This window comes from Anaerovibrio sp., from assembly GCF_024697385.1.
Taxonomy (GTDB): domain Bacteria; phylum Bacillota; class Negativicutes; order Selenomonadales; family Selenomonadaceae; genus Anaerovibrio.
Genome location: NZ_JAILFV010000018.1, coordinates 1 through 4615 on the forward strand (window position 1 = coordinate 1; position 4615 = coordinate 4615).

The following is a 4615-nucleotide window of genomic DNA, read 5'->3' on the forward strand; positions in this document are numbered from 1 at the left end:
CATGTGGAAGATAACGATTAGAATGTGATATACTATTCAAAACGGTTGACGTCCTTTCTCAGAGTTTTTTGTGGTAATTAAATTCTAAGGACTAAACCGTTTTTTGTATAGAGGGGGTCTCACATCAATTGTAAAGCTACATTTAACAGCCTCTTTGTATTGTTGGTTTAATTGACAATATGGTGTTTATCCCATATAATATTAAAGTATATTTTGTGAGTGCCATTAGGCACTCATATTTATTGAGTAAAGGAGTTTTAGTAATGGCAAACAAGAGTGTACTTCTTACCGAGGCAGGCTTAAAAAAACTGCAGGATAAATTGGATCATTTGAAAAGTGTCAGAAGAATTGAGGTGGCTGATCGTCTGAAGGCTGCCATAGCTCTGGGTGACCTTTCCGAGAACTCCGAGTATGATGATGCAAAGAACGAACAGGCTTTTCTTGAAGGTGAAATTGCTGAGCTGGAGGAAAGCATCCGTCATGCCAAAATCATTGAGGTCAATGGTGATGCTGATGTAGTAGCGATGGGCTCCAAGATTGTATTGAAGGATCTTGAATTTAATGAAACTGAGTCCTATCAGCTGGTAGGTTCCACCGAAGCAGATCCTGACGAAGGCAAGATTTCCAATGAATCACCTGTTGGCTCTGCCATTATAGGCAAGTCGGTTGGGGATGTTGTTGAGGTTCATGTTGGTGAGAACGTAATCAATTATGAGATTGTTGAGATAACACATTGATTTTAGGGGATAGAAAAATTGACAGATAACAATGTAAATACTCCTGTTCAGGAGGATATGAATGAACTGATGAAGGTGCGCCGTGACAAGCTGAAGGCCTTTATGGATATGGGAGTTGCACCTTTTGGTCATCGTTATGAGGTTTCTCATCATGCTGCAGATGTGATTGAACAGTTTTCCGGACTTGAGGGTGAGGCCGAAAGTGAGGAAGAGGTTACTGTAGCCGGTCGCCTTATGGCTATTCGTGGCCATGGAAAAGCCAGCTTTTCCGTGCTGATGGACAGGAGCAGCCGCATTCAGATATATTTTAAGCTGGATGTTTTGGGAGAAGATAAGTATAAGCAGTTTAAACTGCTTGATATTGGTGATATTATTGGCGTTAGGGGACATGTTTTCCGTACCCGTCGCGGTGAGCTTACCATAAGGGTGGATGATTTTGACCTTCTTTCCAAGTCACTTCGTCCGTTGCCTGAAAAGTTCCATGGTCTGACTGATACGGAAATCCGTTATCGTCAGCGTTATGTTGATCTTATTATGAACCCGGAGGTAATGAATACCTTTGTGGCCCGTACCAATATAATAAAATCTATCCGTAATTACCTGGATACCCGTGATTTCCTCGAGGTAGAAACTCCTGTGCTGGGGACTATTGCCGGCGGAGCAGCTGCCCGTCCATTTATTACTCATCATAATACCTTGGATATAGATATGTATCTGCGTATTGCCACTGAGCTTAATCTTAAGCGTCTTGTTGTAGGTGGCATGGAGCGCGTATATGAAATTGGCCGTGTATTCCGCAATGAGGGCATGGATGTACGGCATAATCCGGAGTTTACCTCCATTGAGATTTATCAGGCTTATGCTGATTACAATGATTTGATGGATATTACTGAGGGAATTGTCCGTGATGCTGCCATGGCTGTTTGTGGTGGACTGAAGGTTGATTATCAGGGTACCACCATTGATTATTCCAGTTTTAAGCGCATCAGTATGAACGATGCTGTCAAGGAAGCCACCGGTAAGGATTTCATGAGCTGTAAGACCGTGGAAGAAGCCCGTGCCATGGCTGATGAAATAGGAGTTCCTTACGAACAGCGATTTGGAATAGGTGGCATATTGAATGCTGCCTTTGAGGAAAAGGTTGAGGAAACCTTGATTCAGCCTACATTCATTACTGGTCATCCTACAGAGATTTCTCCGCTTGCCAAGCGCAATCCGGATGATCCAAGAATCACTGACAGATTTGAATGCTTTGTATATGGTCGTGAGTTGGCTAATGGATTTACTGAGCTTAATGATCCAATCGACCAGGAGGGGAGATTCCTGGACCAGTTAAAAGCCCGTGAAGATGGTGATGATGAAGCACATATGATGGACCGTGATTTTATCACGGCATTGGAATATGGTCTTCCACCAACAGGTGGTCTGGGCATTGGAGTAGACCGTCTTGTAATGTTCCTCACTGACAGTGCATCTATTCGTGATGTCCTGTTATTCCCTACTATGAAGCCGTTGGCCGGTGAAGGGAAGAAAATTATAGATAATTCCGCTGAGGAAAAGATAGATTTTTCCAAGGTTAAGGTTGAACCTTTGTTTGAGGATTGTGTTGATTTTGAGACATTCTCCAAATCTGATTTCAGGGCTGTTAAGGTCAAAGCCTGTGAGGCAGTGAAGAAATCAAAGAAACTTCTGAAGTTTACCTTGGATGATGGTACTGGAAATGATCGTATTATACTCAGTGGCATTCACGCCTATTATGAGCCTGAAGAGCTTGTTGGCAGGACATTGATTGCCATTGTCAATCTGCCACCAAGGGCGATGATGGGAATCGAGTCCTGTGGTATGGTCCTGAGTGCTGTATGTGAGTACGAAGGTGAGGAAAAGCTGAACCTTCTCATGGTTTCTGATAATATTCCGGCAGGAGCAAAATTATATTAATATCTAACTCGGAGGTAGGGGACATCTTCCTCCGAGTTACCTTTTTAGGAGAAAGTTACTGATGGGAATAATTGAATTACTCCTTTTGGCTGTTGCCTTGTCAATGGATGCCTTTGCGGTCTCAATCTGTAAAGGCCTGGCCGGGGAAAATATAACCCTTCGTGAGGGACTGATTTGCGGGATTTGGTTTGGTGTCTTTCAGGGTATAATGCCCGGGATAGGCTATCTTATAGGATCAGGATTTGAGGCTTTGATAAGTGTAGTAGCACCGTGGGTGGCCTTTGTCATACTGGCGCTGATTGGCGTGAATATGATCAGGGAAGCTTTCCAGGATGATGAGGGAACTATAGCAGGCTTTGGCTTTAAGACCATGTTTATCATGGCTGTTGCCACCAGTATAGATGCATTGGCAGTGGGAATAACCTTTGTGGCTGTTCCGGTGGAAATCATAGCTGCTGAAAAGTTGTCCAATACACTGGCTGCAATAGTTATTATAGCTGTGATTACTTTTTTTATTTCTGTCGCCGGAGTAAAACTCGGTAATATCTTTGGCATGCGTTTTAAATCGGGATCAGAGGTGCTGGGAGGAATAATTCTTGTATTGATAGGTATACATTCGTTGTTCAAATGATCAATGTATTTTATTTTATTGATAGGGTGATTAACTTGTTCAGAAGGATGAGACGGTTTAAACAACAGATAAGTGATGAGGAGTGCCGTGAGCTGTTAAAGAGCAGTAAGCGTGGAGTATTATCACTTTTGGGGGATGATGGTTATCCCTATGGTGTTCCTGTGGACCACTGGTATTGTGAAGAGGATGGGAAGATTTATTTTCACGGTGCCAGGGAGGGACACAAGATTGATTCTATCAGAAGAAATGCCAAGGCAAGCTATTGCATTATGGATAACGGATACAGCAATCCGGGAGAGTGGATACTTCATATCAAAAGTGTGGTAGTTTTTGGTAAGATGGAATTTGTTACTGATGATGAAAAGATTGTTGAAATATGCACCCATTTAGTTAAAAAGTTTACAGATGATGAAAATTATCTGAGGCAGGAATTGGCAAAGGCCATAAACCGTGTACAGTGTCTTGCTTTGGTACCTGAACACATAACCGGCAAGCTGGTGGAAGAATCTTGATATACAATATCTTTTGGTTATATGCAAAGAGTCGTAATTTTTTACGGCTCTTTTTTGTGTTATGAATAATTAAAAATTCCTACATTATTAGTCCAAATTTTTATGAATAAATTGACCACTTTTTGGTATTATTCATCACTTTTTGATTTTTTATTGAATTAATTGTTTTATTTATATATTTTTAAAAAGGAACATATTGTTTTGATCAGTCTTTAGAGGTGTTTGTTTTATGAAAAAATCGATAAGGAAAAACATGGAGAAAAAACTGGCGGTGGCAGTGTCCCTGGTCAATATGCTGAACTCTATAGCTCCTGTTGCTCTGCCCTATGTGGAATTAGCGCAGAATGTCAATAAGGAAGCCCAGAATCATAATTATGCCGAGGCAATATAGGGGGCCTGCTGTGCCCGGGCCTACGCCGCGGAGCAAACGGTAACGAATGGTGAAACCAGCTCTTGGACGGAAAACGGCGGCACCATGGTTTCCAGCGACAAGCAGACGGTCACTGCCAGCGACGGAGAAACGGCCATCGACACCGTGGAAACCATGGACGGCGGCACGCAGACGGTCTCTGCCAGCGCCGGAGGAACGGCCAGTGGCACCGTGACCACCATGTACGGCGGCGTGCAGATTGTCTCCAGCGGCGGCGCGCAGATCTGCCCTGCCTTGGGGTGATGCAATGGGTTTGGGGGCCAGAGGCAGGGCTATTTATGTATGTATGGGAGACCTCATCTGCCTCGCGTAGTTCGGCACCTTCCCCAGAGGGGAAGGCAAGAACAAAAGCACGGGTGACGGGGGA

The 4615-nt window shown here is 43.4% G+C and carries 6 protein-coding genes; all 6 read left to right on the forward strand.

Annotated features, from left to right (window positions below):
• The first annotated feature begins 263 nt into the window (after positions 1-263).
• Entirely contained in the window at positions 264-737 is a 474-nt protein-coding gene (gene greA, locus K6C05_RS01225; protein ID WP_296730483.1) for a transcription elongation factor GreA, read from the forward strand.
• 57 nt (positions 738-794) lie between these two features.
• The gene (gene lysS / locus K6C05_RS01230; protein WP_296730489.1) at positions 795-2675 is read left to right on the forward strand and encodes a lysine--tRNA ligase; all 1881 of its coding nucleotides are present in this window, start codon (positions 795-797) and stop codon (positions 2673-2675) included.
• A 61-nt stretch (positions 2676-2736) separates the two neighbouring features.
• On the forward strand, positions 2737-3306 hold the full coding sequence (locus K6C05_RS01235; protein WP_296730484.1) for a manganese efflux pump MntP family protein: 570 nt from the start codon (positions 2737-2739) through the stop codon (positions 3304-3306).
• A 47-nt stretch (positions 3307-3353) separates the two neighbouring features.
• Positions 3354-3818, forward strand: a complete 465-nt coding sequence (locus K6C05_RS01240) for a pyridoxamine 5'-phosphate oxidase family protein (RefSeq protein ID WP_296730486.1) — start codon at positions 3354-3356, stop codon at positions 3816-3818.
• 229 nt (positions 3819-4047) lie between these two features.
• The gene (locus tag K6C05_RS01245) at positions 4048-4209 is read left to right on the forward strand and encodes a hypothetical protein (RefSeq protein WP_296730487.1); all 162 of its coding nucleotides are present in this window, start codon (positions 4048-4050) and stop codon (positions 4207-4209) included.
• Between the two features lie 84 nt (positions 4210-4293).
• Positions 4294-4491 carry a hypothetical protein gene (locus K6C05_RS01250; RefSeq protein WP_296730488.1) on the forward strand — a complete coding sequence of 66 codons (198 nt, stop codon included), beginning with the start codon at positions 4294-4296 and terminating at the stop codon, positions 4489-4491.
• Positions 4492-4615 lie beyond the last annotated feature (124 nt).